Below are 26,254 nucleotides of genomic sequence, written 5' to 3' on the forward strand. Positions count from 1 at the left end.
ACAAACGTGAGTGCAAGGTCGCAAACCCGCTAAACGGATCAAGAAAATTGGCAATGAAAAAGGGCGGGGAGTGTGACTCCCCGCCCTTGTTGTTTCTGCCTCTGTAGCGGATTAGCGCGCCAGCAGGATACGCAGCATGCGGCGCAGCGGCTCGGCGGCGCCCCACAGCAGCTGGTCACCCACGGTAAAGGCGGCCAGATACTCAGGGCCCATATTGAGCTTGCGCAGACGGCCAACCGGAATGCTGAGGGTGCCGGTGACGGCCGCCGGGGTCAGCTCGCGGGCGGTGATGTCGCGATCGTTGGGGATCACTTTCACCCAGTCGTTGTGGGCAGCCAGCAGCGCTTCGATCTCCGCCAGCGGCACATCCTTTTTCAGCTTGATGGTAAAGGCCTGGCTGTGGCAGCGCAGGGCACCGATCCGCACGCACAGACCATCCACCGGAATGACGGCGTTCTCGATACCCAAAATCTTGTTGGTCTCGGCCTGACCCTTCCACTCTTCGCGGCTCTGGCCGTTGTCGAGCTTGGTGTCGATCCAGGGGATAAGGCCGCCAGCCAGCGGTACGCCGAAGTTGTCCACCGGCAGGGTGCCGGAGCGGGTCTTCTCGGTGATCTTGCGCTCGATATCGAGAATGGCGGAGGCAGGGTCGGCCAGCTCGACCGCCACTTCGTCACGCAGCATCCCCATCTGGGTAACCAGCTCGCGCATATGGCGGGCACCGCCACCGGAGGCCGCCTGATAGGTGGCCACGCTGACCCACTCCACCAGATCCGCCTTGAACAGGCCACCGAGGGCCAGCAGCATCAGGCTGACGGTGCAGTTGCCGCCGACGAAGGTCTTGATGCCATCATTCAGGGCCTGCTCAATCACATCGCCGTTGACTGGATCCAGAATGATGACGGCGTCTTTCTCCATCCGCAGGGAGGAGGCGGCGTCAATCCAGTAACCCTGCCAGCCCGCGGCTTTCAGGCGGGGATAGACATCCTTGGTGTAGTCGCCGCCTTGGGCGGTGATGATGATATCCTGCTTGGCCAGCGCCTCGATATCGAAGGCGTCCTGCAGAGTACCGGCATCGACGCCGAAGTTGGGTGCGGCCTCACCGGCCTGGGAGGTGGTGAAGAATGTGGGTTGAATATGGGCGAAATCCTGCTCTTCCTGCATCCGGCTCATCAGAACCGATCCCACCATGCCACGCCAACCGACCAAACCTACTTTTTTCATATTGTCCTACCCTGGATTGCTGCTAAAGAAACTCGCGGTGACACCCGTAACCCCTTGTCTGGCGACGCCTGTTTTACAAACGGTTTACAGGCCATTTAAAAAATATGCGCTGCGAAAAATGCGTCTATCCACATTACGGATTGTGGCGGCTTGCGCAAGTCGAATTGCGCAATATTCTGTGCCATTTGCTGCATTAACCGGCAGGGACAGCGTAGCTGCGACAGGCGGGCAGGGAGAAGTTTAACATCAGACGAAAAGGCCACCGTTTATGGCGGTGGCCTGTCAATAAAGCGGTTGAGAACGTCCTCTGTTGTTGTCTGGGGGCGCAGTTGGCAAGTGAAACAGCCCGACAGCGTAGGCGCTTAGCCGTAACGGGCCAGAGTCAGCCCCTCGTCGCTGATGGCGGGCTCGCTGCCGCTGATGAGATCGCACAATAGCTGCCCCGAACCGGCCGCCATGGTCCAGCCCAGCGTGCCGTGGCCGGTGTTGAGCCAGAGACCGGGAATGGGGCTCGGCCCCACCAGCGGGGTGCCGTCCGGCGTCATGGGACGCAGGCCGGTCCAGAACTCAGCCTTGCTGATATCGCCCCCTTCGGGGAAGAGATCGCCGACCACCATCGCCAGGGTGTCGTGGCGTCTGGGATTGAGTGCGAGGTTGTAGCCCGACAGCTCCGCCATGCCGCCGACCCGGATCCGCTCATCAAAGCGGGTGATGGCCACCTTGTAGGTTTCATCGAGCACGGTGCTGCGCGGTGCGGCCTCGGCGTTGATCATCGGCAGGGTGAGGGAGTAGCCCTTGACCGGATAGACCGGCAGCTCCAGCCCGAGCGGGCGCAGCAGCGGCCGCAAAAAACCGGTGGCATAACTGCCAAGCGCACAGACGATGGCATCGGCGCGATAGCGCTGCTCGCCCGCCCGCACCGCCACGGCGCGGCCACTATCACGACCACGGCCCTGCTCAATCTCGTCGATATCGCAGTTAAAGACGAACTTGACCCCGAGCTTCTCGGCTTCAAGGGCAAGGGCCTTGGTGAAGCGGAAGCAGTCGCCGGTCTCGTCGCCGGGCAGACGCAGGCCGCCGACGATTTTGCCGCGTACCCGCGCCAGCGCAGGCTCTGCCGCTTCGCAGCCGCTGGCATCCAGCGACTGGTAGGGCACGCCATACTCCTCAAGCACCTCGATATCGCGCTGACTGGCATCGAGCTGGGACTGGCTGCGAAACAGCTGCAGGGTGCCGAGCTGGCGCCCTTCGTAATCGATGTTCAGCTCGTCACGCAGCAGCTTCATGCAGTCGCGGCTGTATTCGGCCAGACGCACCATGCGCCCCTTGTTGGTGGCATAGGCGGTCGGGGTGCAGTTGGCGAGCATTCTGAGCATCCAGCGAAGCTGGAAAGGGTCGGCAGTGGGGCGCACGGTGAAGGGAGCATGCTTTTGCAGCATCCACTTGGCGGCCTTGAGGGGAATGCCGGGGGCCGCCCAGGGGGCCGCATAGCCCGGGGATATCTGCCCGGCGTTGGCATGGCTGGTTTCAAGGGCGACGCCATCTTGTCGCTCCAGCAGGGTCACCTTGTGACCCGCTTTGGCCAGATACCAGGCGCTGGTTACCCCAATCACGCCGCCACCGAGAACCACTATCTCCATATTGTCTTTCCTTGACTGATCTCCTGATGTGGCCACCACCATAATCAGCCGCCACAGGATATTCAACCGCTCTGCGCAGGATTGGGATCTCCGTCTGCTTGCCTGTCACAAGCTGGTGTTTGGTGCGATGGTGAGCCTGATTGCCAGCGTAAATCGCTGCGCTGTTGTCAGGGGCATGTGTCAGAAGGCATGGCCCGCTTACAGCTGCTCAAGATGGATCAGGTAGTGCTCTGCCGTCGCCAGAATGGCTTGCTGTTGCTCTGCGGCTTGGCCATCCCAGTTGGCATAGGGGAGGGCGAGGCGGGGATTACCGCCAAGTTTGTCCCGGTTACGCCAGAGAAAGTGCCAGTAGAGGCTGTTGAAAGGGCAACTTCCGTCGCCGTGGCGGGCTTTCACCTGATAATGGCACCCCTTGCAGTAGTGGCCCATCCGCTCGAGATAGGCGCCGCTGCTGGCGTAGGGCTTACTGCCCATCAGGCCGCCGTCGGCAAACTGGCTCATGCCGCGGGTGTTGGGCAGCTCGACCCACTCGATGGCATCCACATAGATACCGAGATACCAGGCATCCACCTCGTCAGGATCGATCCCCGCCAGCAGGGCAAAGTTGCCGGTCACCATCAGCCGCTGGATATGGTGGGCGTAACCGTGCTCAAGAGACTGGCCAATGGCGTGGCGCACGCAGGCCATCTTGGTTTCTCCATTCCAGAAGAAACCGGGCAGCGGCCGGTTGGCCCCGAGAAAATTGGCGCGCCGATAGTCGGGCATCTTCTCCCAGTAGAGGGCGCGGACAAACTCGCGCCAGCCGAGGATCTGGCGGATAAAGCCCTCTACCTGCGCCAGGGTGATGGTGGCCTGATTGGCCTGCCAGTGGGCTTCGGCTGCGCGGATCACCTCGAGCGGGTGAAGCATCTTGCTGTTGAGGGAAAACGACAGGCGGCTGTGAAACAGGCTCCAGCCCCGCTCGCTCAGGGCATCCTGATAGCGGCCAAAGTGAGGCAGGCAGTGGGTGAGAAAATGGGCGAGCAGCTCACGACTCTGGCGCCTTGTGATGGGCCAGGGCAGGCTGCTGGCATCCGCCTCGCCGATGGTGCTGACCCCGTGGCGGGTCAGCATGGCATCAATCTCGCTCACCTCGTTGGCAAAGGTAAGGGGCGCAGGGATTGGCTGGCGATCCGGCAGCTTGGCGCGGTTCTCGTCATCGAAGTTCCAGCGCCCGCCAAGGGGTTGGCCGCGCTCATCGAGCAGTACCTTGTATTGCTTTCTCAGGGCGCGGTAGAAGAACTCCATCCTGCTGTGGGGATAGCGCTGCCAGCCATCACGAGGGGTGAGAAAATGTTCGCTCTCCACCTCGGTGGCAGGGATGGCAAGACCCGCCGCCCAGCTTTTCAACTGGCTGGCGAGGCGCAACTCGTCCGGGCTCTGCCAGGCAAAGCGGCTGGCCTGATGTGCTGCGAGCTGAGCCTCCAGCACGCCGGGCAAATCGGGCCAGCGGGCGCTCTCATCGAGGGTCAGGTAACAGACGCGGTGGCCCGCCTTGCCAAGGGCCGCCGCGAAGGCGCGCATGGCGGCAAAGAAGGCCAGCACCTTCTGGCGATGGTGACGGCAGTAGTCGGTCTCCTGACGCAGCTCCGCCATCAGATAGCAGACCGCCGGATCCGGGGTGCGAAACCAGCTGTGACCGGCATTCAGCTGATCGCCGAGAATCAGGCGCAGCTCCATCAGACTCGCTCCCCCTCAGATTGCTGGCAGCGGTGACGAGCGTGGCGACAGCGCTCGCTGCAGTAGCGAACATCCTCCCAACTGCGCGCCCACTTGCGCCGCCAGCTGAAGGGGCGTTGGCAGACGGGGCAGATCTTTTCGGGCAGATGGGGTTTGCGATGCATGGCTCTTCCAGCTGTGGGCAACGAGGTAGCGTGAACGGGGTCAATTCAACGGGATAACAGCTTAACGAAGCGGGGCGCCTCGTGGATCACCGAGAGTCGCGTTGGGTCGAGTGAGTGCGCACTTTGTGAGCGGGCGCACAGCCCGTCGGTGCGCCCCTTGTTTGCCAATTAACCTGCCGCTAACGTGGCGAGGCTGCCCGCTGGCAGCACCTATCAATGGATCTTATTGGCCACCGACTGTTTACAACCGATATGGAGGGGAGTGATGCCAATCATGACAGCTACGCCCCGGGCAGCTTGCCTGCTCGCCCACTGGTATACCCGGGATCCCATTCTCACCTTCGACTTTCCTCACCGCTGATTGGCGGCACCCGCCGTTTGAATTTGTCAGCCGGACGGCCCTGATCGCCCCGGCCTCTTTGCCAAACCCTCTTTCAAACACACTGGCCTTGCGCCGGTGAGGAGTCTTTTATGCGTCGTATACCCGAGCCGTTTCGTATCAAGATGGTCGAGCCTATCAAACAGACCACTGGCGCCGAGCGCCGTGCCGCCCTCGAGGCCGCTGGCTGGAACCCCTTCCTGCTGCTGGCCGAAGATGTTTATATTGACCTGCTGACCGACAGTGGCACCGGCGCCATGTCCGACCGTCAGTGGGCCGGCATCATGATGGGGGATGAGGCCTATGCGGGCAGCCGCAACTTCGTCGAGCTGGAGCGCGCGGTGCGTGAGATCTTTGGCTACCAGCATGTGATGCCCACCCACCAGGGGCGCGGGGCGGAGCAGATCCTCTTCCCCGAGCTGGTCAAACGCTGCAAGGGCAAGGCGCCGGTGTTTATCTCCAACTATCACTTCGACACCACCAAGGCTCACGTTGAGTTGGCCGGGGCGCGGGCCATCAACCTGCTCACCTCGAAGGCTCTCGACACCACAGCCCCTTATGCCTGGAAGGGGGATTTTGATCTCGGTCGCCTGAGCGACACCATCGAGACCTTGGGGGCCGACAACGTGGCCGGTGTCATCATCACGGTCACCTGCAACAGCGCTGGTGGTCAGCCGGTCTCCATGGCGAATATGGAGGCAGTCTCCGAGCTGGCCCGTCGCCACCATATTCCGGTGGTGATCGACGCCGCCCGTTTCGCCGAGAACGCCTGGTTTATCAAGGAGCGGGATCCGGCCTATGCCAAGCACAGCATCAAGGAGATAGTGCGCCAGATGTTTGCGCTGGGAGACATCTTCACCATGTCGGCCAAAAAAGACGGGCTGGTCAATATCGGCGGGTTGTGTTGCTTTAAAGAGGATCTCGACCTGTTCCGCGCGGTGCAGGTGCGTTGCGTGGCGATGGAGGGGTTCGTCACCTACGGTGGCCTCGCCGGGCGGGACATGGCGGCGCTCGCCATCGGCCTGCGGGAGGGGATGGACGAGGAGTATCTCACCTACCGCATCAGTCAGGTGGCTTATCTGGGTGAGCGGCTGGCTGAGGCGGGCATCCCTATCCAGACCCCCACCGGCGGCCATGCGGTGTTTGTCGATGCCAAAAAATTGCTGCCCCATATTCCGGCCGAGCAGTTCCCGGCCCATGCGCTTGCCTGCGCGCTCTATCTGGAAGGGGGCGTGCGCGGGGTGGAGATCGGCTCCCTGCTGCTGGGGCGTGATCCCGCCACCGGCAAGCAGGAGGCGGCGGACTTTGAGCTGTTGCGGCTCACCATTCCTCGCCGGGTCTACACCCGGGATCACATGGACTATGTGGCCGACTGCCTGATCGCGGTGAAAGCGCGGGCCAGCGACATTCGTGGGCTCACCTTCGACTACGAGCCGCCGCTGCTGCGCCACTTTACCGCACGGCTGAAACCGGTGTGATCAGCAGCCGGTCAGACGGTGTGATCAACCGCGCCAAGCCGTGCAGATCACCGGCCGCCCCCGGTTAAGTGGCCCAGTAAAAAAGCCCCCGCACCAAGGTGCGGGGGCTTTCGTTTATCGAAGTAAAGCCGGGATCAGACCGCCTGATATTCCAGCTCGACCGAGCCCAGCGCCTTGAGGGTGGACTGGGCGGAGTCATGCTGGCTGATCTGGCCGTTTTTGTTCTCCAGCAGCACGGCGCGGCGGATGGTGGCGAGATCTTCGCCGTTAAGCACTGCATGGGCGCAGGCCATCTGCATCGGCGGCAGGCTGGGGTTGAAGGCGGCATTCTCGGCGTAGCGGCCAGAGAAGATGCGGCCATCGGCAAATTGCAGCGCCACCGCGGCATAGCCCTGGCTATAGGGGGCGTAGCTTTGACGGGCGGCGGCCAGTGCGGCTTGCCACAGCGGGTCTTCGCTTTCGAGCGTGAGCTCGGCGTGATCCTGCGGGCTCATCAGCGCATCGGTGATGTCGAGATCCGCCGGGCCAAACGAGTGGGGCAGGAAGGATTGCAGGGCGCTCAAGTCATCCGGCAGAGAGACTTTCAGGATCTTGGCGGTGCTCAGCTCGTTCATAAACTGACGGCAGTGGCCGCAGGGGGTGTAGTTGACGGTGATTTCAGAGATCCCGGTCTCACCGCCCAGCCAGGCATTGGAGATGGCGGACTGCTCGGCGTGGACCGAGTGGAACAGGCCTTGTCCCGCAAACTCCATGTTGGCACCGAAGTACCAGCTGCCGCTCAGGCCGCAGGCGATGGCACCGACATAAAACTTGGAGATGGGCGCTACCGAGCAGGCGGCGGCCAGCGGCAACAGGGCGAGGCGCAGGGCGCGATCATCGAGACCTGTGGCGGCTTTCAGGGTGGCGACTTGCTCCGGCGTGAAGCGGGCGTTGAAGTCGGCACTATCCAGCATGGGCTGCACGGCTGCTTTGAGCGGGGCAGAGAGGGTATCGAATGGCTTGGCAAAACGGGGATGCATAGTGTGTCCTCAAAGGCCAATTGGGCGGCCATTGTAGGGAGCAAGCTCGGGTAAATGTGTGAGCAGGCTCACGCCCTGACGGGCAAACGGAGGGGGATGGTAATGGAAACGTTTGTCTTGTGCAAATTGTGCGGCAGGTCGCACCCCGAGAGGCCAGAAGGCCTGTCGGGGTGCTCAATCGGTGGTCAATAGGGTGATCAGATCAGCCAGTGATAGATGGCAAAGAGGAGGGGAGCGACGGCCGCGGTGAGTATCCCGCATACCACCATAGCTAGCGACGCAAAGGCCCCCTGGGTGATCCCCTTCTCGGCGGAGGTGGCGGTGCCGATGGCGTGAGCGCAAGCGCCCATGGCGAGTCCTTGCGCTTCCGGGTCAGTCACTTTCAGCAATCTGAGCAGCGGGTATCCGATCAGGGCACCGACAATCCCCACTACCACTACCACGGCAGCCGCGATGGCAGGAATGCCGCCGATGGACTGACTGACGCTCATGGCGAGCGGGGTGGTGATGGATTTGGTGGCAAGCGAGGCGAGCAGCGCCGGATCTGTGCCCATAAAATGACCGATCAGCAGGGTTGTGCACACCGAGATCAAGACGGAGGCGAGGGTACAGATTAGGATGGGCTTGAGTTTGGCCTGGATCTGGCGCGCCTGCTGATAGAGCGGCAGCGCCAGCGCTACCACGGCGGGCTCCAGCAGCATGGTAATGGGGCTGCTGCCGCGCTCGTACTGCTCAAGGGGCAGATCAAACCAGAGCAGCAGGCCGATGATCACCGCGGTCGGCACCAGCACCGGATTGATGATGGGCCAGGGCAGGCGGCGATAGAGGGCGCGGGTGGCGAAATAGAGCGCCAGGGTCAGGGGAATCGCTAGCCAGAAGATCATTTGTTCATCCTCTGGTAGAGCCGACCGACGGTGGCGAGGATCAGTACGATCCCGAGCACGATGCAGAGCATGATGACGCCGAAGGATTGGCGCAGGGGCTCAAGCCAGGCCACCAGTCCGACCGCGACCGGCACGAACAGCACGCCCATGTGGCGCAGCAGCAAGCCAGCGCCCAGCTCGACCCAGTGCAGCTTGATCAGTTGCAGGGAGAGCAGCACAAACAGCAGCAGCATGCCGATGATGCTGCCGGGAAAGGCAAATGGCAGGATGGCTGCCACGGATTTGCCTACCAGCAGGCAGGCGACGATGACCATAAAGTCACGAAAGTACAGCAAGGCGCGTTGCGCGATCACGTGAACCTCATCGACTGGGAAGAAAAATCGCAGTTTACCAGAGAGGCCGGGTCGCGGCATTAAAACAATAACAACTGAAATCAGTTCATTTGAGGCTGATTTGATTGGCAATTTTTGAAAATTGTCTGATAGAACCCTTTTCGAACTACAAGGAGTAGTGATGACATCCCTCTTGTCCCGAGTTCGCCAGCTGGCGAACGATAATGCATTGCCCCCCCATCTGCTGCAAACCCGTCAGTGGGAGGGACCCCTGTGCCGGGTGCGACTCGACAACACTGGTTCTGATGCCACCCCGGTTGACCGCTGGGTGCTGTTTGACGGCAAGCTTGGTCTGCCGGTGGAGAGCGCCATCTATGGCGAAGGATTCCAGATGCTGGCCCAGACCATGGGTAGCTGGCAATCACCGCAACACGTTGGCCGTTGTCCCGATGCCAGCGTCTATCGCATCACCGATGACAACGGCTACCACACCATTCACAACCTGCTGCTGGTGGAGCATAACAAGGGGTGGCTGCTGCTCGCCTTTGCCAGCTGCCACCGTTTTGGCGGGGAGTTTCGCCTCTATCCCGATGGTCGCTTGCAGATCCTGATGAACTGCGAAGGGCGAAAACTCGCGGCCGGTGAGCACTGGCAGAGCGAGGCGCTGATCTGCCTCGAAGGGGCGGAGCGCGAGGATCTGTTGGCCGAACTGGCACGGCTGATCGAGGCCGAGCACGGCTCGCTGATCGGCAAGGTGAGTGAGCGCCCGAGCGGCTGGTGCTCCTGGTATCACTACTACGCCGAGGTAAGTGCCGCCGACATTCGCGAAAACCTGCAGGTGCGTGCCGAGCGTTTCCCGGCCCTGCGCTATGTGCAGATCGACGACGGCTATCAGGCCAAGATGGGCGACTGGCTTACCCCGTCGGCCAAGTTCGAGCAAGGTGTTGCTTCATTGGCTGCGGAGATCAAACAGGCTGGCTGCGAGCCCGCTCTCTGGGTCGCTCCCTTTATTGCCGAACCAAGCTCGCAGGTGTTTCAGGATCATCCCGACTGGTTTGTGAAGGGGGATGACGGTCTGCCGCTCCCCTCCGAACGGGTCACCTATGGCGGCTGGCGCTGCACTCCCTGGTATGTGCTGGACGGCACTCACCCCGAGGTGCAGGCGCACCTCGAGCAGGTGTTCCGTACCCTGCGTGAGCAGTGGGGCATTCACTACTTCAAACTCGATGCCAACTTCTGGGGCGCAATCCACTGTGGTCGTTTCCACGACTCGGCCGCCACCCGGGTTGAAGCCTATCGGCGCGGTATGGCGGCCATCCTGCGCGGTGCAGGTGAAGGTGCTTTCCTGCTCGGTTGCAACGCCCCTATCTGGCCAAGCCTTGGGCTGGTGCACGGCATGCGGGTGAGTGACGATGTGGAGCGCAACGGCCACCGCTATCGCCAGATTGCCCGCGAGGCCTTCTGCCGCGCCTGGCAAAACGACAAGCTCTGGGCCCTCGACCCCGACTGTATCTGCCTGCGGGATCTGCCGACCCAGCAGGCAAGTCAGGCTGAATACCGCTTCCATCTGGCTGCGCTGGTGGCGAGCGGCGGTATGATGCTGGCGGGTGATCGACTGCAAGATCTCGATGAGGAGCAGGCGGCGCAACTGTGCAAGCTGCTGGCGCTCTGTGCGGCCCGGGCACCCTCTGCCCGTTTCGAGTCGATGGACTTTGCTTGCGGCGAAGTAAGCCTGCCAGAGGGCGGCACTCTGCTCTGCCTGTTCAACTGGGAGGGGCAACCACAGGAGTTTCTGCTGCCGGAAGGGGGAGCCGATTTTTGGCACGGGCAGGCTGTCGGCACGGCCGTGACCCTGCAAGGGGGCGAGGGGCGGGTGATCCACTACACCTGATCACTGCGTCACTACAAACAATTCAGGCTCCATCACGGAGCCTGAATTGTTTTCAATCACTAGCGTTAGTAACGCCACTCAAAGCCGATGGCGTATTTGGCGGAGCCATAGCCCGGGATGTCGCTGCCGGAGGCGATCGCCTTGAGGGTCAGCAATGGGGTGAGAGGAACCCCCAGACCGAAGCCGATGGCCAGCTGATCATTGGGGTTCCCCATCAGATCGACTCGCATCACCCGATAGAGGGACATATCCTCGCTCAGGTGTGTATACGCCTGTGACGCACGGTTATAGGCCTGACCAAATACTTCCAGCTGAAAACCGGACTGGGCACTGATGGCCAGCGGCACCCCGACAAACTTGTAGAGATGGGAACCGTTGAAGTAGCTGTTGGTGATCTGGGGAGTGAAGTCAGTCTGCTGGTAGAGGGTGCTGAAGTTGTGTTCGACGATGCGATAGGTCTGCTCCGGCAGGCGAGCAAGATAGTCCGGCATATCGAACCGGTATGCGGCGTTTGCTACCAGCGGCAGCAGGGTCAGTAATCCGAGCAATGCGTGGTGACGAGGCATCAGCAAATGGCTTCCGTTCGGCCAAACAGATCTCTTGCGTTTGGGACATTCGCCCTGAGTGTTGCAAGATATTGGTTTTTGGGGAAATCCCCTTCGTCATTATGACCTGAAGAAGGGGATGGGCGGGAAGGATTTATTGTGAAACTACTCACAACTCATAAATCTTCCAGATAGCGATAGAGACTCTTGAGAATCGCAAAGTTCCGTTCGTTACTCTGGTTCTGCTCTGCCAGCGCCTCGAGACGGGGCACATAGTCCGGCAGACGGCGGCTGAAGTAGTCGCTGCAGTGCAGGCGCCAGCGCTTCTGCTCCGCTTCGCTCAAGGTGTGTGGCCAGTTGCGGGCGCGGTAGCGAAACAGCATCTCCGGCAGCCGCGGATCGGTAAAGGCAAATTCCCGCTCACCCAGCAGATCCGCGGGGGTGGCGCGCACCAGATCCATTGTGGACTTGTCGCCGTGGCCAAAGAATCCGGCGTAGAGCTGGGTATCGGGGTCGCTGTCATTGCTGCCGGCAAACTCCTGATTGAACACCTCCACCAGTTTTTCCCGCACCTCGGGGTGGGCGCGCAGCAGATCCAGGCTCTTGCGGCACTGCTCCCGATCGATGCCCAGCTCATCGGCCCGCTCCGGTGTCAGGGTGGCGGCCGGTGCCAGCACCGGGCACTTGTTGATGTGCACCAGCTTCACCGGAATACCTGCCAGATCCCCTAACTCCTCTTTCTTGGTGTAGAGCCGCTCGCGGATCTCCTCGCTGTTGAGTTCGATAAGCGGGGTAGGGTCGCGGGTGAGGTCCACCATGATCACCGCATTCTGGTTGGTGGGATGCCAGGCGAGCGGCGAAACCCAGCTCACGCACCCCTGCCAGGGGGAGAACATGCCGGAAACGTGCACCAGCGGCTTCATGGTCACCACGTCAATCAGCGCCTTCACCTTGTTCTTGTTGCGCAGCTCAAACAGGTAACCAAACAGCTTGGGTTGGGCTTTTTTTACCAGCTTGGCCATCTCGATGGTGGCCAGCACGTCCGAGAGCGCATCGTGGGCATTGGCGTGCGCCACGCCGTTGGCGACCGTCAGCTTCTCCAGCCTAAAACTCGGCTTGCCCTCATCGTCAAAGGCCCACTCTATCCCCTCCGGCCGCAGGGCATAGCAGGCCCGCAGCATATCGAGGATATCCCAGCGGGAGTTGCCGTTTTGCCAGCTGTAGGCATAGGGGTCATAGAAGTTGCGATAGAGGGTGTAGCGGGTCACTTCATCATCGAAGCGGATGCTGTTGTAGCCCAGCACACAGGTATTCGGAGTGGCGAACTGTTCATGGATCTGGCGAATGAAATCCGCTTCGCACAGCCCATCCTTCATCGCCTTTTGTGGCGTGATACCGGTAATGAGGCACGCCTCCGGATCCGGTAGATAGTCCGCCGGCGGCTTGCAATAAATCACCAGCGGCTCGCCAATGAGGTTGAAATCCGCATCGGTACGGATACCGGCAAACTGCGACGGTCTGTCCTTGGCGGGGCTGATGCCGAAGGTCTCGTAATCGTGGAAGTAGTAAGTGGGCTGGGTGGTCTGCTTCGCTGATGTGCTCATGTGTTCTTGTGTGTTCGCGCTTCTGATTGATTTTTCAGGGTTTAGTGCCGTTCTGGTGAGGTGCAAATTCCGAAGACACTTTCATCGTTCACCCAAACCTGACGTTGTTCAATGGCCTGCTGGTACATTATCTGGTACAAAACACCCCATGAGAGTGGTACAAAATTTTAATGGGGTAGCAATGGCGTTATCAGATAGCTGGCTTCGAGGGGTGAATGGTAAACCATATGCTGGCCCGAGCGAAGTGAGCGACGGTGATGGGTTGAGTGTCCGGGTCTCACCGAAGGGGGTGGTTGCGTTCCAGGTTCGGCATGTGGTCGACGGGAAGCGGGTTCGGACCTCTCTTGGTCGGTACCCGGCTCTGACCTTGCGAGAGGCCCGGATAAAGGCCGATGAGCTCAAAAGCGGTGTTGCGCCGATCAGTGCCTCGGGCGATGAGCCTACGCCTGCAGCCTTGTTTGATGAGTGGTTCGAGAAGTACGTGATGCGGGAGTGCCGAGAAGGCACCCAGAAATACTATCGCTATACCTTCTCGTCAGTGAAGAACCGCTTGCCTGACCGGCCAATCAACCAGATCACCATGGACATGTGGTTGAGCTATTTCGATGCCATCAGTGAGCGGGCACCAGGGGTAACCCGGGCTGTGATCACGGCATTGAAGGCGTGCTTCAACTGGCATGCTCGCCGCGGCACGATCTATATGCCCAACATGATGAGTCTGCGGGCCAGGGATGTAGGCGCTCCCGCCAAGACCGGTCACCGGGTGTTGACGGTGCCAGAGGTTGCGAAGATCTGGCGGGCCATCGAGGCCAGCCGGGCTGGCACCGGCAACAAGGTGATTCATCTGCTCTGCCTGGTCTATGGGTGCAGGCTTTCCGAGGCCAGAACGCTCAAGCGTCAGGACCTGGATTTCGAGTCTATGGTCTGGACCGTGCCGGCGGAGATCAGCAAGACCGGCAGGCCTATCCGCCGCCCCATTACATCGGTGGGCAAGCAACTGTTCGAACGAGCCGCGATGGCGTCGGTGGACCCGGTCTATCTGTTCCCAGGTCAGGGGGAGGGGAATGGGCCGTTGGAGATCCACTCGTGCAATCGGCTGGTGAGCCGCTTACGCAGCAGCCTGGGGATCCCCCATTGGCGGATTCATGATGCTCGTCGAACGCTGTCGACCCGGTTATCGGAAATGGGGGTGTCGCCCCATATCACCGAAGTGATGCTGGGGCACACCCTGCTTGGCGTGATGGCTGTTTACAACAAACATGACTGGCTTGAGGATCAAGCGGCTGCCTATGAGCGCTGGTGGACAGTGATCCAGCGGGAGCTAGGCGTTGCCACTGATCCGGTTGTGGCTGTCAATCCAGGCCATGATGTGTGACTTTATCCAGCGCAGTGGCTGGTGGTCGATGGGTTTGGGAAAGGTCGCGTCTTTATTGCGGAGGTGATACAAGGCGGTTCGACCTTTTCCCAGCATCACCATCAGTTCTTTCTGCTCAATTTTCTCAATGGGCTCTAACATAAATCCTCCGGTGAATCCTAGAACGGCAGGTCGTCATCGTAATCAAATGGCGGCTCGTTGCTTTGCTGGCCCGCAGATGGGGTGGCGGCAGGCCTGGCTGGTGGCTGGGACTGAGCCTTCTGCGAACTGCCTTGCTGCGGCTTGCCGCCAAGCATCTGCAGTACCCCGGTGAAGCTGTCGACCAGGACCTCGGTCGTGTAGCGTTCCTGGCCGCTCTGATCCCGCCACTTGCGGGTCTGCAGCTTCCCTTCCACATAGACCTGCGCCCCCTTCTTCAGGTGCTGCCCGGCTACCTCGGCCAGCTTTCCCATGAACACCACCCGGTGCCACTCGGTGCGCTCCTTATGCTCCCCTGTCTGCTTGTCGCGCCAGGTCTCGGAGGTGGCCAAGGTGATGCTGGTGACAGCGTTCCCGCCTGGCATGTAGCGCACTTCCGGATCCTGGCCAAGGTTGCCGATCAGGATGACCTTGTTGATGCCTCTGCTCATATGTCCACCAGTTTGAACTCGACGGTCTTGTTGTCGTTGTCATCAAGGTCAACCAGCACCTGGTAAGTCGGTGCCGCCTCGCCAAGCTCGATCACATCAAATGTCGGATGCTCGGCGGTGTAGGTGGCCTTGTCGCGGTAGAGGTTGTGCTGAATGTCCAGCACCACCATGTCCTTCTGGATGGCGCGCATCAGTTCGTAATCCGCGTTTCTAAACCTGCTGCCATCGACTTCAAATTGCCCGATCCTTTTACCCATGGTGTCCTCCTAGCTATTCTGCTCTGTTGCGGCGGCTACCCATCGGTAGCCGCGGTGATGTTTCTGCTCGCCACGCAAGCAGCGGCGGATGCAATCCCCGATGAACCCGCCGACAAGCGACGCCTGGCGGATGCTGTCAAACCGGACAGTTCGGTTATCGCGACAGTAGGTCCCCAGCACGGGCTTGCACTCCCACTGACTTGGCGCAACCGTGTCCACGTATATCCTCCGCACCGTTATTGCTCTGCCTGCCGAATCCATACCCTGGGCGTATTCGACCCTGGTGGTGAAGCGTGGCTCTCGTTGAATCGAACCAATGACCATGCTGGCCCGGGTGGTGCTGAGGGAGAATGCTGCCGCCACGTCGGCGCTGATGGCGCCTTCAGGTCTGGCATGCACCCACTCGGCAACGTCCTGCACGATGCTCATACGCTTCCCGCCTCCATCTGCGCCAGTACCTGCTCGGCGTCCTCCTTCACGCCCAGCTCAGCGCCGTCGAACGTCTTGATGTAGGCGTGGATCCCGTGCCAGCGACAAGCGGCCGAGGCCTCGCTCACCCTGGCGATGGCTTCTAGCGCCAAGTGGTGCTTTTGTCCTTTGGTGTCGGTGACCGTGATCATGCTGCCCTCCTGGCTTGCAAGTGCTTGTACGGGTTGTTGGCTCTGGCAATGGCCGCCATCGGCGGCGGGCTGACGCTGTTGCCCACCATCAGCACCTGATCGGTGATGGAGAGTGGGGTGCCGTCGTGGCCGCGGTCATGGATGTAGTGACGCGGCATGCCCTGACAGCCATAGAGCTCCTTCGGGACAAGCATGCGCAGGCCGATATCCACGATGACCCAGGTGTTGCCGCACCAGGTAACGGTCACCAGTGCCAACCTGTCCTTGGTGGTGATGGTGTGCATCGGCTCAGTGACGGCCCCCCACTGCCCACCGCTCGAGTAGTAGCGCATCAGGAAGGCGCTGACCCGCAGGGCCCCGGCTTCTTGCTCCGGTGTCAGGCCGCACTCACCCGGGGTCGCCATCACGGTCTGCACCAGGGCGTGGTGCTGACCCGCTGAAACGATGGTGGGGAGCTGGCTCTCCGGAGTGCTCGGCGGCAGGTTCTTGCGTAGGTGCACCATGAAGGCGGAGGCCAGCTGTTGCTGGCTACCGCTCGAAGTGATGACACTGCAAGGGTCAGTCACAGATCTGGCCGGCACGGTGTTGAACCCGCCGTTGGCCTGCACCATCAAGGGGGCCGCCAGCATAGACTTGCCACTGCCGCCGGCCATGATGGCCGCAGCAGGTTCATCAACCCCGTGCTCTCCTCCTTTACCGAAGTGGCGCACCACCAGCGGGGCCAGACTAGGGTTGCACAAGGCGAACGCACCGCCCTTGGGCCAGCCGGTGATGGTGCGCAGCGGGGCGTCAACCGAATCGACACCGCGCCCTGACCAGTTGGCCAGCTCAATGATGAAGGGCTTGGGATTGGTCAGCACCTCGCGGATCACCCCGATTGCCACGCGCTCCAGGGTCGCATCGGCCAGCGGGCGTTTGACGTTGAGCCCCTGTGCCCGGGCTTCTTCCTTGGTGAGGAAGATGCTGGGGCAGGGGATAGACCAGTCGATGTGATCCGCCGTTACCCGATACGGCTTGAGGTCACTGCCTGGTGCCGGGGCCTTGCAATGCGTCGGAGCGGGCCAGCAAACGGGCTCCCCGTCCCGGCGGGCAACGAGGTAGAGGCGCTGGCGGCTGGTAGCCGCACCGTAATCGGCGGCATTCTTGACGGTATGGTCAAGCTCATACCCCATGCGCTCGATGCTGGCCAGAAAGCGGCGCCAGGTCTGGCCTGCCCGCTTGGGATCCGGTACCAGGTATTGCTGCTGGCGTGGCACCCGTTCTCCTGGCTCGGCGATATACTGTTCGATCTTGGTCTTCTTGCCGCGCTGAACCTCGACCAGCTTGATGACCCGGCCAGTGGTCTTGTCCCGCTTGGCGACGAGGGGCCCCCAGGTGCGCATCTGCTTGACGTTCTCCATGGAAAGCACTGCAGGTTTGCTCAGGGCCAGCCACTTGGTGATCACCCAGGCCAAGCTACGGATCTCCTGCTTGCGCGGCTGACCGCCTGCGGCCTGTGAGTGGTGGGTGCAATCCGGGCTGGCGTGCAGCCAACCGACCGAGCGCCCTGCCAGCACAGCAACCGGGTTCACGGCCCAGATATCCTCCTGCAGGTGCAGGGCCTCCGGGTGGTTCGCCTGATGCATGGAGAGTGCCTTAGGGTTGTGGTTGATGGCGATGTGCACCGGGCGCCCCAGCCCACGCTCTATCCCCGTGCTGGCGCCACCGCCGCCAGCGAACAAGTCCACGTTGATGGCAAACTCCAGATTGAGCGGGGCCCCGGTCACCTTGGCCCTGACGGTGCGGGAGCGGCGAAGTGTGTTGCTCATGCTGCCACCTCATTCACTCGAGTAATGGCATTGACCATCACGCTCTTTTGGGTGGCGGGGCTGAGGGTCGGCTCGTTATGCAGGGCGTTCATAAAGGCGATGACGGCCTCCTGGCGGTGCAGGTCGAGCATGGGGAAGGCCTCGGTGAAGTTGTATCCTTCAACCTGCTTCAGAGTGGAGACAGCCTTGCGCAGCAGCACCTTGGTGTCCGCGTCCAGGGTGGTGTATTCGTCCATGAGCTGCTCATCGCTGACTGAGATGGCGATCGCTACCTCCCGGGCGGTGTAGTGCTCCTTGATGCCATAGAGCACTGTCAGCACGGCGACAAAGCACGACCACTCAGCGCCGCCCAGATTGAGCTCGTCGTTCTGGTAGTCGAAGGCCCAGTCCTCGAGCGGCTTGGTGCTGGGTTCCTCGGTTGGGTGGTGGGCATCCAGCAGCTCGAGCTGCCGCTCTGCATGGTTTGGCTCTGGGCTGGTGGCTTCGGCACTCTGCGCCAACAGCTCGGCGGCCTTGGCGGTGGCCAGTTCCAGAAGATCGCCTGGGGCCGTCAGGTTGTCGATGATCCAGGCGGCCAGCTCGGCGGTCCTGGCCGGGGTCAGGATGTCCGCATCGTCGATCTGGTAGATAACCCCCTTCACTGCTGGGTGGCGTTGCCAGTGGGGCAGGGCGGGGGAACGACTCTCTTCTGCGACAAAGCCCTGATGGATAGGCTTGCCGGCCAGCAGGTTGGCGACGGCCAGATCGAGCCGATAGAAGATCTCGGAGAGTGGATAAGGTTCGTCCAGCCAGCCTTGCACATAACCCCTGACCGTATCCTGTTGCTCTTCGCCGAGATCAACGCACTCAATCTGCTTGGCCATGATGCTGCTGGCATCGGCATAGCCCAGTTCGGCCGCCGCCGCGGCGCTGGCCTCGTTATCGTCGGCTGCTGGTGGTTCCCCTGCGGCCGGTTCTGTTATGGCGGGTTGCTCCTGGGTGACCACGGGGGCCAGCTTGGGAGCAGCGCTTCGGATAACGTGATCGGTGGCCAGGGTGAGCTCCACCGCCTGGCGGTGGATCATATCGAGGATGATGGTGCCGATGGTGATGAGGTCGTCACGGCGCAGGCGTGCCTCGGGGCGGCGCTCGCCCTGCCAACCGGCGTCGAAGATCACCACGGCTGAGGCAAAGCCGCTAGAGCTGGGTTTGTCCTTCTTCGGGTCGCGGGGCACGTACCAGCTCGGTACCTCAAAGCCGATGCGCCCGCTGATGAACTGGATGAAGTCGGCATCTTCCGGCCACCAGGTTTCGCTGGTGGCGGCCTTGATGAGCAACATGATCTTGGCACCCAGCGCCCGTTGCTCGCGGCAGTAGTTGAGGATGACCTCCATCCCGGTGATGGGGTTCCCTTCGCTATCCGTGCAGGGGCGCGAGTAGGGCGGGTTGGCGTAGGCTGCGCCCCCCAGCCGGCGCAGGTCGGCGGCCAGATCCTGAGTGAGGGCGTTGTCTTCGGCGTCGTAGTAGTTGGGCACCAGGTGGTTGCAGTCGTCGGCGAACATGTCGAGCACCACCGGCCCCAGGGTGGGGGCGAACTGGTGGAACAGGCCCCAGGCCAGCGCCTTTGGGGTTTGCCATTGGTCGCCTATCTGCTTGAGCTCGTGGTCAGGCTGGGTCTGCAGTTCGGTCAGCGCTTGGGCGTAGTGGTTCATTGGGGTTTCACCTGATAGATGACGACGTTGGCTTGGCGTGGGTAGCAGCCGATGCTGCCCCGCACCTGACGGCGCGCACTGCGCCTGGCGAGCTGGCCTGCATTCAGCAACTGGTTGAGGTGGTAGCGGGCGTTGTAGTTGTTGCAGGTGCAGCAGATCTGGCCCAGCCCTTTCGTCATGGCCTCGCTGACGGTCATGGGACCATGCTCGGCAAACAGCGCGATGATGTCGGCGTTCATGCTGTGCTCCTTTCCTGAGTGGGCTTGCCCGCCAACTGCTGAATGATGGCGCTGACGTAGCGGGCTTGGTGCTTGGCATCGTCCAGGGCGCAATGGCGAACTCCCTCGAAGGGCATCTCCTTCTTGGGGTTGAAGCCGAGCAGGGTACGACCGAGGTCAACGATGGTGCGCACATCACGGTCGTTCCAGTGTTTCCAAGGCACGATGAGGCCGCACGCCACATAGGCACTGCGCAGGATCACATTGTCAAAACCCGCTCCATTGCCCCACATCTGCACATCACGATCAGGGCAGCAGGCGACGATCCAGCGGTAAAAGTTGCAGAGGGCATCGGGCAGCTGGAACTGCTCCCCCTTGATGAGGCCTGCTCTTGCTTCCTCTCCTTGACCCAACCACCACAGCACGGTATCGGGGTCGATCTCCCCGGACTTGGCGCTGCTGCGCAGATCGATGGCAGCCTCGAACTCTGCGCCCAACTCGCCGGTCAGCGGGTCAAAGAACACGGCCCCTATGCTGACAATGGCCGCACGCGGGCCATTGCCCATAGTTTCCAGATCCAACATGACGTGCTTCATGCTGCTTCTCCTTCAGTGGTGGGATACCAGGCAAAGCCGTCTTCGGCTTGGCGGATGACTTTTCCGCACTTCATGGCGAGGTGGAACTCGGTGGTGGCGCCCTGGCTATCGCGCCAGCCCGGGAGCATGACCAGCTCGTCGGCGAGCATGACCATAGGCAGGCAACAGGCCATGTACTCGGCTTGGGTCAGGCCCTCGGGGAGGATGGCAGGGTTGAGCGGGATATGGCCGCGCTCACGCTGGTGGTTGGCCTCGGCATGGAAGGCGGGGCGGTTGCAGTCAGGCAGGCCCGACATGGGGCCGGCGATGTAGATGCGTTTCTGGTGGTGTTGGTTCGACATGATTCATCCCGTTCACTGATGTGTGTAGAATGAATTATAAGCATTCTTACTGTTTGCGTTCAAGCTGGTGTGTAAGTATGCTTTTATTTTGGGATGTTAAAAAGCCCACCAGGCTGGTGGGCTTTGATTGAGGTTGGTTAATCATTCAACGCATCAGGATTCAACTCTTTGTGGCATCTGAGCCAAAAGATAACGTGGTCGACCATTGCCAACTTGCGTCTTGGTTACATCAATCTGCACTGCTTCGTGTAATATCCCATTGAGTAAGTCTACGTTTTGCACCCGTGGAGAAACTTTACCGCGGATCACATGACCTTCCCCAGTGAGCCTGAATTCAAAGGTGCGGCTGTCAGGCAATACGCCGATGAACTCGCCTTGTAACATCTCTTCACTTTCGTGCAGGTTATCGGCAGCTAGCCTTGCCAAGCTACTGCTTACTTGTCCCACATCCGTAAAGCGCACACCCCGACCACCGAATTGCAATGCACATACCGCACTATTGTCCTCTAGCACCCTCAAGAAGTTCCGTACCTTCTCCAAAGCACGAGGATCAGTCTCGGAAGCAATATCCGCAAGGTCATCATCATTACCTAATGTGCTTTGAAGCAGTGCTTGAGTACGTTCTAGAGCAACGGCTACAGGGCTCTCATTTTCTAGATCCAGTGCAAGTTGCTCCGCTCTTTCAGCTCGATGTTCTTCTAGCTCAAAACCAAATGAACCGATAGCAGTGCTGGTTATCAGTAACTGATTCTGCTCTCTGTTGGGGATAGGTCCCATGGCTGCTAAGGGAGCAGAGAGAGAGGCTGCAATTGATGCTACTGCGTCGGTAAAGCTGCTCACAGCTTTCATGCCAAAATCGGCGAAAATACCATAACTACGGATCACAGGAACGCCGTCAAAAGTCAGTTTGGCACGAGCAAGATCTCGCTGATTTGCAGGTAGTGCAGCGAGTTGTGCTTCAACCTTTCGCAGCCGAGCTTCTTGACTCATTCGTGTCAAGCGAGCATTGGCAGGCATGCTAGCCAGCATCCGCTGCAAACTAGTTCGTTCAGCCAGCAGGTGCTGGCGATCTACATTGTTCATGACTGCACCTCCGGAGTATTTAGTTGGTTTAGTCTGTCACGAGCGTCTGCATCGTGTGCAGGGTTCAGGTCTATTTGCAAATATCCCTTCCACGCATTATCGCGTCGATGCGACCACATGCTATACCAGTATGCACTCTGCTGAACAATATCTTCTGGTTCCAGTTCAGTAAGTGCGACGATGTAACTATCTACCAGAAAGCTAGCCTTCGCATAGTCGTGATCAAACACTTGAAGTTGGGCCGCAGAGGGCTCGAAATCTTCGGGTGTATGTAAGAACGAAACTACGTCGATGTCTCTTGGTGGCCGGCGCTCAAGGGTTTCAACTTGTTCAGTGAAACTACCATCCAACCACTGAAAACCTCGGACTAGCCCCATACCATGTAGGGCCGCTCTATAGTCTAAAAAACCTTCCAGTACTCTGCAACGTTCTGGCGATGTTCCAAAACGCATCACGACATCGAGAATTGCAACGCTATAGGGAGAACGTTCATAGCTAGTAGGGTTAGCCTGGTTAATTGGTGGCAGCAGGCCCACAGCATTCCATGCTGGAATTGGTACAGTTGTCATTCCAAAAATCCTTTCCTTATTCCGGCAGTATGTGAGCCGATCATTACGTCACAGAAGTAGGCTGGTTTGCCTTTTCGCTGATGGATTGTGCTGGTTGCTATGGAACTAAACCAGCGGCAATAGATTGTTTTTCATTTTTTGCGCTTTCTACGCCTTCGGTGTTCCACCATTGTGCCAATGATCTGGATGTGTTGTCGATCGGAACGCATGGTGGGGAAGTCGTCATTTAACGGTACGAGTTCGAAGACCTCTTGGCCGTCTTCACCAATGCCCCTAGGACGGTACTTCTTGAAGGTGGCAGCCTCTTCACCGTTCTTGGCCACCACGAAGTCGCCAGGGTGGGGGTGTTCATCTGGGTCGATCAGCACGACATCCCCTTCGACAAACTCCGGCTCCATTGAGTGGCCTATCAACTCGATAGCAAAAGCCCGCTCGCTCAGATTGAGGTCGGTGGTGATATACACCAGGTTACCATCGCACTCGCGAATTTCGCTGGTTTCGGTCCAAACCCCTGCCTGTACATAGCTGAGAACCGGGATGCGGTGAATATCTGGCTGAGCCAGCTCGATGTTTGAGATTTCCTGCTTTGTGGGCTCTCCACCATGGAGAATGTACTCAGGCGTGACGCCAAGAATTTTGGCTGCATTTAGCAGGTTTTCGCCACTCAGATTGGTCTTGTCGCTTTCCCATTGCACCACGCTTGGCGCTTTTATACCGAGCATGGCAGCTAGCTTCACTTGGGTTAAACCAAGACTCTTACGAAGTCGCCTGATTCGATCTCCTACCGATTCCACATGCATCCCCTGAAAAATAAATATAAGTCATCTTATACCTCCTTGATAGAAGCATTCTTTCTATATACTATAAGCATGCTTTTATTTAAGGGGGCTTTATGACGAAGGACGACGCGTTAAGCAAGTTCGGCAAAAAACGAGCTGAGCAGGTCCAGAAGATGGCCGAGATGCTCAACATCAAGCGAGAGGCGATTTACCAGTGGGGGAGTGAGATCCCCACACTGCGGGCCTATCAGATTGAGAGGATGGAGCGTGATGGTCTGTTACCTGTTGGTGCTGAGCGCCGTAACCAGTCTGCTTGAGAACCATCATGACAAAATCCACCAGAACAACCACGAGAGTGAAGCGGGAACACTCCCACCTTTCTGACCCCATTGACGCCGCTTATCAGCTGAGCCGTCGGTACAACATCACCGATCTGGCCCGCCTGATGGGCTCCAAGCGCCCGACCACCCTGAACAACAAGTTCAATCCGGCTTGCGAAGATCACCACCTGACCCTGTCCGAGGCGATGGCGGTGACCGAGCTGACCGGTGACAACGCCATTTTGCAGGCTTGGGCGCTGGCCCGCGGCCATACGCTGGTGGCCCTACCGGATAGCACGGTGACCGAAGAGGAGCTGGCTGACCAGGTGATGCTGGTGGGCGAGGTGGTGGCGGCAGTGTTTGGCGAGCTGCGGGAGGCGCGGCAAGACGGGGTGATCGACCCAGTGGAGCGGCAAGCCATCACGGCGGCAGTGCACCGGGCCATCAAGGAGCTGTTGAGCCTGGAAGAGTCGGTAGCCAGTCAGGTGCGCCCGTTCCCGGGGCCACATGCACAAGGAGAGAAGTGATGAAGGAAGCACAAAAAGAGTGGGCCGGCGCTGCTGTAACAGCCCGACCCGAGGTTGGTTTTCGCGGAGAAAACAACATGCATAAGCGTACCGAAGCTGGCGCCAAAGCGCAAGGCAAGCGCCGTAACGTGATCCCGGCTGTGATCCCCCGTCTGGTGGAGAGTCAGGGCCAGTCCTATCTGGTCTATGGCGGTCTGCTGCGCGGCATCAAGATCCCGGCAACCAAAGAGCAGGCCAAGCGTCACCTGAACTGCCTGATGCAGCACCTGCAGGAGGTGGCTCATGGGTAACCTTGCCACCGTTATTCAATTCCCCGCTCATAGCGCACCAGCGAAGCCACAGGAGGTTCGGGTGGTTGATTTAGATAACGGCTTCTTGCGGTTGGCCAGTGAGCTGGTGGATGAGATGGCCAAGCCGAGCAATGACTTCTCCAAGCTGGAGTTTCGCATTTTGTTGGTGGTCACCCGCAAGACATACGGCTTCAACAAGAAGCTGGATTGGATCTCTGGGGCACAGTTTGCCGAGGCTACCGGAATGACTGAGAACAAAGCGAGAGATGTGGTGCGCGCCCTGGTTAAGCGCCGTGTCTTGGTGCGTGAAGGCAGAAAATTGGGCTGGAATACCACCATTTCAGAGTGGGAAACAAAACAACCCAAAAACAAGGTTAATAACCCTAAAGTAGAGTTGAAAAACAACCCCCAAACATGGTCTAGCACAACCTCAAATCAGGGTCACACAAAAGACACTATCCAAAAGACAAGAAAGACAAAAGATCAAAACACTAGCGCCGAGCCCGCTATCGCGGACTCCACGCCGGTGGTGATTGAATCTGTTTCTGCTGAGCCTGTTTTACTGCCAGCCAAGCTGTCAGCACAGCAGGAGCCTGTGGTGATCACCATGCCGCTAAACAGCGGGGAGCATCAGGTCACCGAATCGTTCGCTGCCCAGATGCAAGCCCTGTATCCGGCGGTGGATGTGGCCCAAGAGCTGCGCACCATGACTGGCTGGCTGATTGCCAACCCCACCAAGCGCAAGACCAAGACTGGCATCAACCGGTTTATCAACGCCTGGCTGTCGAAGTGCCAAGACCGTGGCGGCAGCAATGGCCTGCAGGCCTTCACGCCGCGCCGCAATGACCACACCGACCTGACCCAGACTATGACCGCCGCCGAGCTCAACCAGCGCATGCGGGAGGGTTTCTGATGACCATGAAACCACTCAGTGCTGTGCTGCACGAGATCGCCACTGCGCCGACCGTGGAGACCATCACCCCGCAGCAGCGCCCGCTGACCGATCGGGATTCCAAGATGGTGGCCACCCTGTTCGAGCAGCTGAAAGCGGTGTTCCCGGCATGGAAACAGGCATTCCCCACTGACGACCATCAGCGCCGCGCACTGGCCGAGTGGACCCGCGCCCTGGTCGATGCCGGTTGCACCAGCCGCGAACAGCTGCAGCTTGGCATGCGGATGGCCCGCAGCCATGGCGGGGACTTCTTCCCGAGCACCGGTAAGTTCATCAAGTGGTGTGAGGTGACGCCGGAGTCATTGGGCCTGCCCACGCTGGATAGCGCGCTGGTTGAGGTTCGCACCCGCCGTTACACCCATTCCGCCGTTGAGCTGGCCGCCAAGGCTACCAGCTGGGAGCGCCAGACCCTGAGCGCAGACGCTTACCGCGCCGTGTTCGATCAGGCATACGCCCAGCTGGTGCGCCGGATGATGGCCGGTGAAGACCTTAACGCCGAGGTAATGAAGGGGCTGCCGACCAGAGCGCAGATCAAGCACAGCCCGGAGTTTTACCAGCAGACAGGCCAGCGCGCCGTGGCAAACCTGAAAAAGCTGTTCAAGCGGGGAGGTGAGCATGGTGGCCAATAAACACGAGCTGATCGCCAATGCGGCCATGGCTCAGCTGCACAAGATGTGGCCCTGCACCTTCGATATCGAGATCCCGGAGGCGCCAGCAGGCTGGAGCTGGACCATGGCGCAGAACGACGGTGAGTTCGCCCCGCGCCCGGCCGAGGTCAAGGCCAGCATCCTGCAGCGCAATACGGTACCGAAGTCTGCCCCTGTGGGCCGCCAGGTCTCTTTGCGAGCCTGCGAGATGCAGGCGGAGGCCCTTGTCTATGTGCGTGATCGCGAGGTGACCGATGAGGCGGTGCAGGCCGAGCTGCAGCCATTGCTGGCCCAGCTGCGCCGCGAGGGTGTGACGATAACCGGGAGGATGGCGTGATGGTGGTGACGTTCAGTGATGCCTGTGAGCGGGACATTCGCCGCGCCCGGTATGTGCGGGTGGCGGTGTACCCGGAGGTGAAGGACTGGTTGCCGGTGCAGGTGCGCCTTGAGGTGTCGGATTGCCCGCGGCAACTGGGGTTCACCTCGAAGGCCCACCGGGCCGGGCACTACCTGGTACAGGGTGCCGAACTGGCTGAGGTGATGAAGGCGGTGAACGCCCTGCGCGGCCAGCAACAGCGGCCCGCCACGCTGGAGATGATCCCATGCGCGATTTCATGAGGGGCACCCTGACGGTGGTGCTGGTGGGGTTAGCGGTGTATCTGGCCGCGAATGT

The 26,254-nt window shown here is 60.1% G+C and carries 31 protein-coding genes; 10 read left to right on the forward strand and 21 right to left on the reverse strand.

Annotation, left to right across the window (positions count from 1 at the left end; all coding sequences use genetic code 11):
• Positions 1 to 111: 111 nt before the first annotated feature.
• The 4 genes from asd to OKC27_RS06995 form a co-directional block, all read right to left on the reverse strand.
• Complete coding sequence (asd, locus tag OKC27_RS06980; RefSeq protein WP_005345266.1) at positions 112 to 1,224, reverse strand: aspartate-semialdehyde dehydrogenase; 1,113 nt, start codon at positions 1,222 to 1,224, stop codon at positions 112 to 114.
• A 362-nt stretch (positions 1,225 to 1,586) separates the two neighbouring features.
• Positions 1,587 to 2,906 carry a D-amino acid dehydrogenase gene (locus tag OKC27_RS06985; RefSeq protein ID WP_270806087.1) on the reverse strand — a complete coding sequence of 440 codons (1,320 nt, stop codon included), beginning with the start codon at positions 2,904 to 2,906 and terminating at the stop codon, positions 1,587 to 1,589.
• A 156-nt stretch (positions 2,907 to 3,062) separates the two neighbouring features.
• Positions 3,063 to 4,583 carry a cryptochrome/photolyase family protein gene (locus tag OKC27_RS06990; RefSeq protein ID WP_270806043.1) on the reverse strand — a complete coding sequence of 507 codons (1,521 nt, stop codon included), beginning with the start codon at positions 4,581 to 4,583 and terminating at the stop codon, positions 3,063 to 3,065.
• Positions 4,583 to 4,747 (reverse strand): DUF2256 domain-containing protein, encoded by a 165-nt coding sequence (locus tag OKC27_RS06995; RefSeq protein WP_082628324.1) that lies wholly within the window; start codon positions 4,745 to 4,747, stop codon positions 4,583 to 4,585. Before OKC27_RS06995 ends, OKC27_RS06990 begins: the two co-directional genes overlap by 1 nt.
• Positions 4,748 to 5,218: 471 nt before the next feature.
• Here OKC27_RS06995 and OKC27_RS07000 point away from each other — a divergent pair, with 471 nt between their 5' ends.
• Complete coding sequence (locus OKC27_RS07000) at positions 5,219 to 6,604, forward strand: tryptophanase (protein ID WP_270806044.1); 1,386 nt, start codon at positions 5,219 to 5,221, stop codon at positions 6,602 to 6,604.
• A 134-nt stretch (positions 6,605 to 6,738) separates the two neighbouring features.
• On the opposite strand, the gene cdd is transcribed toward OKC27_RS07000, so the two are convergent.
• The 3 genes from cdd to OKC27_RS07015 all read right to left on the reverse strand — a co-directional run bounded on the left by cdd (position 6,739) and on the right by OKC27_RS07015 (position 8,860).
• Positions 6,739 to 7,623 carry a cytidine deaminase gene (gene cdd, locus OKC27_RS07005; protein WP_270806045.1) on the reverse strand — a complete coding sequence of 295 codons (885 nt, stop codon included), beginning with the start codon at positions 7,621 to 7,623 and terminating at the stop codon, positions 6,739 to 6,741.
• 197 nt (positions 7,624 to 7,820) lie between these two features.
• A complete protein-coding gene (locus OKC27_RS07010) occupies positions 7,821 to 8,507 on the reverse strand; it encodes an LrgB family protein (RefSeq protein ID WP_021230200.1) in 687 nt (228 codons plus the stop codon).
• Positions 8,504 to 8,860: a CidA/LrgA family protein gene (locus OKC27_RS07015; RefSeq protein WP_005360272.1), complete on the reverse strand. Its 357-nt coding sequence runs from the start codon at positions 8,858 to 8,860 to the stop codon at positions 8,504 to 8,506. Before OKC27_RS07015 ends, OKC27_RS07010 begins: the two co-directional genes overlap by 4 nt.
• 160 nt (positions 8,861 to 9,020) lie before the next feature.
• Here OKC27_RS07015 and OKC27_RS07020 point away from each other — a divergent pair, with 160 nt between their 5' ends.
• Entirely contained in the window at positions 9,021 to 10,730 is a 1,710-nt protein-coding gene (locus OKC27_RS07020) for a glycoside hydrolase family 36 protein (protein ID WP_182970962.1), read from the forward strand.
• A gap of 65 nt (positions 10,731 to 10,795) precedes the next feature.
• Here OKC27_RS07020 and OKC27_RS07025 read toward each other — a convergent pair whose 3' ends face one another.
• Both OKC27_RS07025 and sbcB read right to left on the reverse strand, forming a co-directional pair.
• Positions 10,796 to 11,296 carry a hypothetical protein gene (locus OKC27_RS07025; RefSeq protein ID WP_182970963.1) on the reverse strand — a complete coding sequence of 167 codons (501 nt, stop codon included), beginning with the start codon at positions 11,294 to 11,296 and terminating at the stop codon, positions 10,796 to 10,798.
• Positions 11,297 to 11,451: 155 nt separating this feature from the next.
• Complete coding sequence (sbcB, locus tag OKC27_RS07030) at positions 11,452 to 12,879, reverse strand: exodeoxyribonuclease I (RefSeq protein ID WP_270806046.1); 1,428 nt, start codon at positions 12,877 to 12,879, stop codon at positions 11,452 to 11,454.
• A gap of 181 nt (positions 12,880 to 13,060) precedes the next feature.
• On the opposite strand from sbcB, the gene OKC27_RS07035 reads away from it, so the two are divergent.
• Positions 13,061 to 14,254 carry a tyrosine-type recombinase/integrase gene (locus tag OKC27_RS07035; RefSeq protein WP_049832160.1) on the forward strand — a complete coding sequence of 398 codons (1,194 nt, stop codon included), beginning with the start codon at positions 13,061 to 13,063 and terminating at the stop codon, positions 14,252 to 14,254.
• Positions 14,255 to 14,412: 158 nt separating this feature from the next.
• On the opposite strand, the gene ssb is transcribed toward OKC27_RS07035, so the two are convergent.
• From ssb to OKC27_RS07095, 12 genes are all read right to left on the reverse strand, one after another.
• Positions 14,413 to 14,883 carry a single-stranded DNA-binding protein gene (gene ssb, locus OKC27_RS07040; protein ID WP_171275975.1) on the reverse strand — a complete coding sequence of 157 codons (471 nt, stop codon included), beginning with the start codon at positions 14,881 to 14,883 and terminating at the stop codon, positions 14,413 to 14,415.
• Complete coding sequence (locus tag OKC27_RS07045; RefSeq protein ID WP_270806048.1) at positions 14,880 to 15,140, reverse strand: hypothetical protein; 261 nt, start codon at positions 15,138 to 15,140, stop codon at positions 14,880 to 14,882. Before OKC27_RS07045 ends, ssb begins: the two co-directional genes overlap by 4 nt.
• Before the next feature lie 9 nt (positions 15,141 to 15,149).
• Positions 15,150 to 15,569 (reverse strand): hypothetical protein, encoded by a 420-nt coding sequence (locus OKC27_RS07050; protein WP_270806049.1) that lies wholly within the window; start codon positions 15,567 to 15,569, stop codon positions 15,150 to 15,152.
• Positions 15,566 to 15,760: a hypothetical protein gene (locus tag OKC27_RS07055; RefSeq protein ID WP_270806050.1), complete on the reverse strand. Its 195-nt coding sequence runs from the start codon at positions 15,758 to 15,760 to the stop codon at positions 15,566 to 15,568. Before OKC27_RS07055 ends, OKC27_RS07050 begins: the two co-directional genes overlap by 4 nt.
• Complete coding sequence (locus tag OKC27_RS07060; RefSeq protein WP_270806051.1) at positions 15,757 to 17,568, reverse strand: DNA cytosine methyltransferase; 1,812 nt, start codon at positions 17,566 to 17,568, stop codon at positions 15,757 to 15,759. Before OKC27_RS07060 ends, OKC27_RS07055 begins: the two co-directional genes overlap by 4 nt.
• Positions 17,565 to 19,259, reverse strand: a complete 1,695-nt coding sequence (locus OKC27_RS07065) for a phage N-6-adenine-methyltransferase (protein ID WP_270806052.1) — start codon at positions 19,257 to 19,259, stop codon at positions 17,565 to 17,567. Before OKC27_RS07065 ends, OKC27_RS07060 begins: the two co-directional genes overlap by 4 nt.
• Positions 19,256 to 19,498: a helix-turn-helix transcriptional regulator gene (locus OKC27_RS07070; protein WP_171275978.1), complete on the reverse strand. Its 243-nt coding sequence runs from the start codon at positions 19,496 to 19,498 to the stop codon at positions 19,256 to 19,258. The genes OKC27_RS07065 and OKC27_RS07070 overlap by 4 nt, the downstream gene beginning before the upstream one ends.
• Complete coding sequence (locus OKC27_RS07075; protein ID WP_180911631.1) at positions 19,495 to 20,073, reverse strand: 3'-5' exonuclease; 579 nt, start codon at positions 20,071 to 20,073, stop codon at positions 19,495 to 19,497. The genes OKC27_RS07070 and OKC27_RS07075 overlap by 4 nt, the downstream gene beginning before the upstream one ends.
• Complete coding sequence (locus OKC27_RS07080) at positions 20,070 to 20,414, reverse strand: DUF4406 domain-containing protein (protein ID WP_270806053.1); 345 nt, start codon at positions 20,412 to 20,414, stop codon at positions 20,070 to 20,072. The genes OKC27_RS07075 and OKC27_RS07080 overlap by 4 nt, the downstream gene beginning before the upstream one ends.
• Before the next feature lie 153 nt (positions 20,415 to 20,567).
• Positions 20,568 to 21,497, reverse strand: coding sequence for a hypothetical protein (locus OKC27_RS07085; protein ID WP_270806054.1), 930 nt, complete (start codon positions 21,495 to 21,497; stop codon positions 20,568 to 20,570).
• Positions 21,494 to 22,066, reverse strand: coding sequence for a DUF6932 family protein (locus OKC27_RS07090; protein WP_270806055.1), 573 nt, complete (start codon positions 22,064 to 22,066; stop codon positions 21,494 to 21,496). The genes OKC27_RS07085 and OKC27_RS07090 overlap by 4 nt, the downstream gene beginning before the upstream one ends.
• A gap of 131 nt (positions 22,067 to 22,197) precedes the next feature.
• Positions 22,198 to 22,866 carry a LexA family protein gene (locus OKC27_RS07095; RefSeq protein ID WP_270806056.1) on the reverse strand — a complete coding sequence of 223 codons (669 nt, stop codon included), beginning with the start codon at positions 22,864 to 22,866 and terminating at the stop codon, positions 22,198 to 22,200.
• 92 nt (positions 22,867 to 22,958) lie between these two features.
• On the opposite strand from OKC27_RS07095, the gene OKC27_RS07100 reads away from it, so the two are divergent.
• From OKC27_RS07100 to OKC27_RS07130, 7 genes are read left to right on the forward strand one after another with little or no spacing between them, the layout of a single operon-like run.
• Positions 22,959 to 23,162 carry a Cro/CI family transcriptional regulator gene (locus OKC27_RS07100; RefSeq protein ID WP_270806057.1) on the forward strand — a complete coding sequence of 68 codons (204 nt, stop codon included), beginning with the start codon at positions 22,959 to 22,961 and terminating at the stop codon, positions 23,160 to 23,162.
• Between the two features lie 8 nt (positions 23,163 to 23,170).
• The gene (locus OKC27_RS07105) at positions 23,171 to 23,692 is read left to right on the forward strand and encodes a phage regulatory CII family protein (RefSeq protein ID WP_270806058.1); all 522 of its coding nucleotides are present in this window, start codon (positions 23,171 to 23,173) and stop codon (positions 23,690 to 23,692) included.
• On the forward strand, positions 23,692 to 23,982 hold the full coding sequence (locus OKC27_RS07110) for a hypothetical protein (RefSeq protein WP_270806059.1): 291 nt from the start codon (positions 23,692 to 23,694) through the stop codon (positions 23,980 to 23,982). Before OKC27_RS07105 ends, OKC27_RS07110 begins: the two co-directional genes overlap by 1 nt.
• Positions 23,975 to 24,895 (forward strand): replication protein, encoded by a 921-nt coding sequence (locus OKC27_RS07115; RefSeq protein WP_270806060.1) that lies wholly within the window; start codon positions 23,975 to 23,977, stop codon positions 24,893 to 24,895. The genes OKC27_RS07110 and OKC27_RS07115 overlap by 8 nt, the downstream gene beginning before the upstream one ends.
• Positions 24,895 to 25,563, forward strand: coding sequence for a replication protein P (locus OKC27_RS07120; RefSeq protein ID WP_270806061.1), 669 nt, complete (start codon positions 24,895 to 24,897; stop codon positions 25,561 to 25,563). The genes OKC27_RS07115 and OKC27_RS07120 overlap by 1 nt, the downstream gene beginning before the upstream one ends.
• On the forward strand, positions 25,550 to 25,918 hold the full coding sequence (locus tag OKC27_RS07125; protein ID WP_270806062.1) for a hypothetical protein: 369 nt from the start codon (positions 25,550 to 25,552) through the stop codon (positions 25,916 to 25,918). Before OKC27_RS07120 ends, OKC27_RS07125 begins: the two co-directional genes overlap by 14 nt.
• Positions 25,918 to 26,199, forward strand: coding sequence for a hypothetical protein (locus OKC27_RS07130; protein ID WP_270806063.1), 282 nt, complete (start codon positions 25,918 to 25,920; stop codon positions 26,197 to 26,199). The genes OKC27_RS07125 and OKC27_RS07130 overlap by 1 nt, the downstream gene beginning before the upstream one ends.
• The last annotated feature ends 55 nt before the right edge of the window (positions 26,200 to 26,254 follow it).

This window comes from Aeromonas sp. QDB62 (assembly GCF_027705695.1).
In the GTDB taxonomy this organism is placed as follows: domain Bacteria; phylum Pseudomonadota; class Gammaproteobacteria; order Enterobacterales; family Aeromonadaceae; genus Aeromonas; species Aeromonas allosaccharophila.